Raw genomic sequence first — 4764 nt, forward strand, 5'->3', positions numbered from 1 at the left:
CAAGAAGGCAAACCCTAAAGCAAACAGCGGGTATAATCCACTTGAATCTAAATTAATCCGGTTCAAGGAATAACTAGCCAGGTATCCGACCCCCGCTCCTACTACGAGGCCAGCCCCCATTTGCCAAAAGAATGAACCAATCATTCCCCATAGGTTCAAATCAGACACCGTCAGTAATTGAATAAACGCAATCGTAAGAAAAACAGCCATCGGGTCATTGGTTCCCGACTCTGCCTCAAGCGTAGCTTCTAATTTGCCACGAATATTCTTCCCTTTCAATACCGCAAAAACGGCCGCCGCATCCGTTGATCCGATAATGGAGCCTACGAGTAATGCTTCGAGCCATGTAATACCTAAGAAGAATTTCGCTGCAACCGCTACGATCGCCGTAGTCAAAACAACGCCAACTGTTGCCAAAGTGACCGATGGGCCAATAACAGAGCGAATATCATTCCACTTTGTTTGCATACCACCTTCGAATAAAATGACGATCAATGCGAAGACACCGACGAGCTGAGCTACCTCCGGATTATCGAAGTACAGCAACCCGAGTCCATCACTCCCTACAATCATCCCAACAGCGATAAAGAGAACAAGGGAGGGCACCCCCAGACGTGTTGAAAACTTGGTTACGACTATACTGATAATTAGTAAAAGTGCTACGAGCATAATAAATTGATTGGACTCTAAGATCTCCTGAATCATTTGCAGATACCCCTTCTTCTTTTCATCCCTCTATTTTACAAGAGATGACCCTGGAACGCATGGATTTAACTTCAAAGACTCCGATCACTCAGAGCCGTCGTCCGTTAAATCTCTCTATATAAATGCGCAGGCACCTGCTTAAGGAATCGAGTCTTTTCATTTTGATAAAAAATATCCAATTCATGCATCGCTCTAGTACATGCCGTATAAAAAAGTTTGCGTTCTTCTTCCCGATTATAAGTTACATCCGAGCCATCCGGGATGATTACAGCGTCAAATTCGATGCCTTTTGCTAAATAAGCAGGCAGGACAAGAATTCCTTTTTCGAACGTTTGCGATTCTTTATAAATTAGTTTTCCATCTACAAACTTGCTTAATTGACCATGCAAGTTCACCGCTGCTTTCTTCGTCCGAGTAAGAACAGCGATCGTTTCATATCCTTCTGTCTGCCTATGGTTGATCGTCGTTACCAGCTGTTCAATCATATCCATACCGACCTCATGTAATCTAGGCTTTTCACCATCACGATTAAATGCTTCGATCTGGTCACCACCAGGAATGATCGGCTTAGTAAATTCAACGATAGGTTTAGTAGAACGATAACTGCGCATTAAAAGAATCCTTTCTGCATTACCAGTCATTTGAGTTTCCTCTAAAACGCTTGGAACTTCCGAGTAGAGCGTGTGAATCGCTTGATTATAATCACCTAACAAATTAAATCGCGCATTAGGAAATAACTGTTGAATATATTCCATTTGAAAAGGAGAATAATCCTGAGCTTCATCAATAAAAATGTGCCGAATATCCGTATTCGCTCTTCTCCCCTCGATTTGGTCCTTCAGATAAAGGAAAGGAGTCAGATCCTCAGCATATAAATATTTCTTTCGAAGGGCAGCTTGAGTACAAGAAGCAACTCCATCCAGAGATGCGCTTTCGGACTTTAATGATTGATAAAACTGGTAATAAAGCTTCCTCATGTGAATGAATTTTAATTTTTTTACTTTCTTCCTCAACGGACGAAGCGATCGTTCAACGACTAATTGGACTAAAAGCTCCTGCTCCCTATCAAAATCATCAAAAGTCTCTTCATTGAACTTTTGCCGGCTTTCTAATTCTTTAAAGGTGTTTAAATAATCTTCTTTACTCAATAACGCTGCTTCCTCCACAGGCCAGTCTTTTGTTCTTTCTTCTTTTTCTACATCCTCTAACTTTTGTAGAATCCACTGTTTCACACTTTCAATCCTGTTAGGCATACTCCCGTTCAAACGATAAAAGTATTTTCTCAATTCAGAGGCGGTGATTATCTTCTTTCCTTTAAACGTAATGTTTTTGAAGTACATACCTGCTTGTCGTAATTCTTCTAAGTAATCATCCATTCGATATTTAAAAGAGAGCGTCGATTTAAGCTGTATTGCATTGACACGTTCTTCATACCAGTCATCTATTAGTGGGTCGAGCAAGTATTCAAGTTGTTCAAATGGTGTTTCGATCATAAATTCCTGATCAATACGAGCCGCTGCATACTCCTTGAAAGTCGTCTGACGCATATTCTCTTCGCCAAGTTCAGGCAAAACCGAAGAAACGTAGCTCATAAACATATGGTTCGGAGAGAATAAAAGAATTTGATCAGCTGTAATCGACTTGCGATCACGATAAAGTAAATAAGCGATCCTTTGCATAGCCGCAGAAGTCTTCCCGCTTCCAGCCACCCCCTGAACGATAAGCATTTGATTACGGCCATAACGAATGATTTTATTTTGTTCCTTTTGGATCGTTGCCACAATCCCTCTCATATGAGCACTTGCATTTCCACCAAGCGCTTGCTGCAGCAGTTCATCTCCAATGGTTATCCCTGTGTCAAACATTCCTTTTAACTCTCCGCCCCGAATGATGAACTGGCGCTTAAGTTCCATCTCTCCCTCAACTTCCCCTTCAGGTGTCTCATAACGAACTGGCCCCGGAGAATAATCATAATACATACTTGAGATCGGAGCTCTCCAATCATAAATTAAAAAGTCTTCTCTATCTTTATCCATTAAAGAACCAATTCCAATATAGACGGATTCTTTGTCTTTGTCCTCTACAAAATCAATCCGCCCAAAATAGGGAGAGTTCTGCTGACGATCATACATATCTACAAGTTTATGGAACTGCCCGAAACTACGTTCTCGCTCTGACAATAATTCTGCTTGCTGTTTAATACTTGCGTATGTCTCAACAGCTTCATCAGGTTCGTCAATATTCACTGTCACATCGTCCCAAAAGCCCTTTCGCAATTGGAATATATCTTCTTTCATAGAAGCAGTATCCGTAATCACCTGTTGTTTCTTTTCTTCTACTAATTCTTTAATAAAATTAATCCGTGATTGTTCTCGCTGCCAATCCATATTTTTATCCAATAGAACCACCACTCCGTCACTTTTTTGATTCTCTCTTTGACTTCCCTTTTAAATCATGATATAATTATTGTGGGTAAATATAAATATTATAAATGAACAAGATGCACGATCTTTATTTTACACGAGCTACGTGATGAAAACAAGATAAATTTAACTTATCAAACAATAAAAAAGCCAAGCAACCACTGTTGCTTGGCTTTTCCTTTTTTAACTTAAAATTTGTTCAGCACTTTCTTCACTGAAGAATTGCATCATCGCGTGAAAAACGTCTGCTTTTTTGCGTAAAATATAGTAGCGGAATTTCGGATGATCAATCCCCTTATACGCCTGCATTAAGCTGGAAGAACGGTTGTATTGATTTACCTCTCCATACCCGAACATTTGGGATACTTCTATCAACTCTTCAATTAAAGCCAGGCATCGTTTGTTATCCGAAGTTAAATTATCTCCGTCAGAGAAGTGGAATGGATAGATGTTATATCGTTCTGGAGAATACTTCGTATTGATCAACTCTAAAGCCTTGCGATAGGCAGATGAGCAAATTGTACCGCCACTCTCTCCTTTCGAGAAAAAGTCTTCTTCACTGACTACTTTTGCCTGGGTATGGTGAGCAACAAATTCTATTTCTACGGTTTCATAGTTTTTATTTAAGAAGCGGTTCATCCAAAAGAAGAAACTTCTCGCCATATACTTTTCCCATTGACCCATTGAACCGCTCGTATCCATCATCGCTATGACAACAGCTTTCGATTGCGGTTTCGTTTTTTCATTCCACGTTTTAAATCGAATGTCCTCTGGATAAATCGGAGAAAAAGAAGCCTCTCCACCAAGAGCATTCCTTTTATAAGCTTCTAACATCGTCCGCTTCTTATCAATGTTCCCAGTCAACCCCGTTTTACGAATATCACTGAATTCAATATCGGTATGAACGATGTTGTCTTTCTCTTTTTCATCGAGGTTCGGAAGCGTCAACTCTTTAAATAAAGCTTCCTCCAATTCAGCTAGAGACACCTCTGCTTCATAGTAATCCTCGCCAGCTTGATCGCCAGCACCATCGCCATCGCCAGGCTTTCCTTTCGACGGCTGAGGTGCTTGAGCGACCACATCACCGACCTCGCTGTCTCCATCTCCTTGACCTGCATGTTTATTTTTCTCATAGTTGTAACGAATCTTATATTCATCAAGCGAACGTATAGGTATCTTGACGACACGCTTCCCATTCGACATAACAATGTTCTCTTCGGTAATCAAATCCGGCAGTTGTTTATTCATCGCATCTTTCACTTTTTCCTGATGTCGCCGTTGATCGTCATAGCCTTTCCGATGGAGGGACCAGTCGTCTTCGGCGATTACGAAACTCTTCTCTTCATCCATAAAATTTCTCCCTCCTAATCGAGTATTACTCTATCGTATGCAGGTCCACGTAAATGGATGAAAGATATTGAGATATGTATGTATTATTTGTGAAATTCGCTTCGAATTAGGATTGGCGTGGATAAGTTACAGTTGGGGGAGTGCGGACATGTCTGTTCCTTAACAACTCTTCTCTGTTCCCGGTCTTCTCGCCTCTGTTCCCGTTCCCCTTTCCTCTGTTCCCGTTCTCATAGTTTCTGTTCCCTAACGTAGGAAAAGCCAGTTTTTCGCAAAGAAAAAACCCGCC

3 protein-coding genes are annotated in these 4764 nt (G+C 40.9%); all 3 read right to left on the reverse strand.

Going from position 1 to position 4764, the window contains the following annotated elements; genetic code table 11:
* Positions 1 to 705: cation:proton antiporter (locus LD39_RS03615; protein ID WP_035542988.1), on the reverse strand; the 705-nt coding region annotated here is incomplete at its 3' end.
* A 104-nt stretch (positions 706 to 809) separates the two neighbouring features.
* Positions 810 to 3104 (reverse strand): RNA polymerase recycling motor HelD, encoded by a 2295-nt coding sequence (gene helD / locus LD39_RS03620; protein ID WP_052158713.1) that lies wholly within the window; start codon positions 3102 to 3104, stop codon positions 810 to 812.
* A gap of 207 nt (positions 3105 to 3311) precedes the next feature.
* Complete coding sequence (gene yhbH, locus LD39_RS03625) at positions 3312 to 4478, reverse strand: sporulation protein YhbH (RefSeq protein ID WP_035542990.1); 1167 nt, start codon at positions 4476 to 4478, stop codon at positions 3312 to 3314.
* Between the last annotated feature and the right edge of the window lie 286 nt (positions 4479 to 4764).

Source organism: Halobacillus sp. BBL2006, from assembly GCF_000786645.1.
Taxonomy (GTDB): Bacteria; Bacillota; Bacilli; order Bacillales; family Halobacillaceae; genus Halobacillus.

Coding starts and splice junctions, on each gene's coding strand:
- yhbH (WP_035542990.1), bottom strand. CDS start 4,478: ATGGATGAAGAGAAGAGTTTCGTAATCGCCGAAGACGACTGGTCCCTC.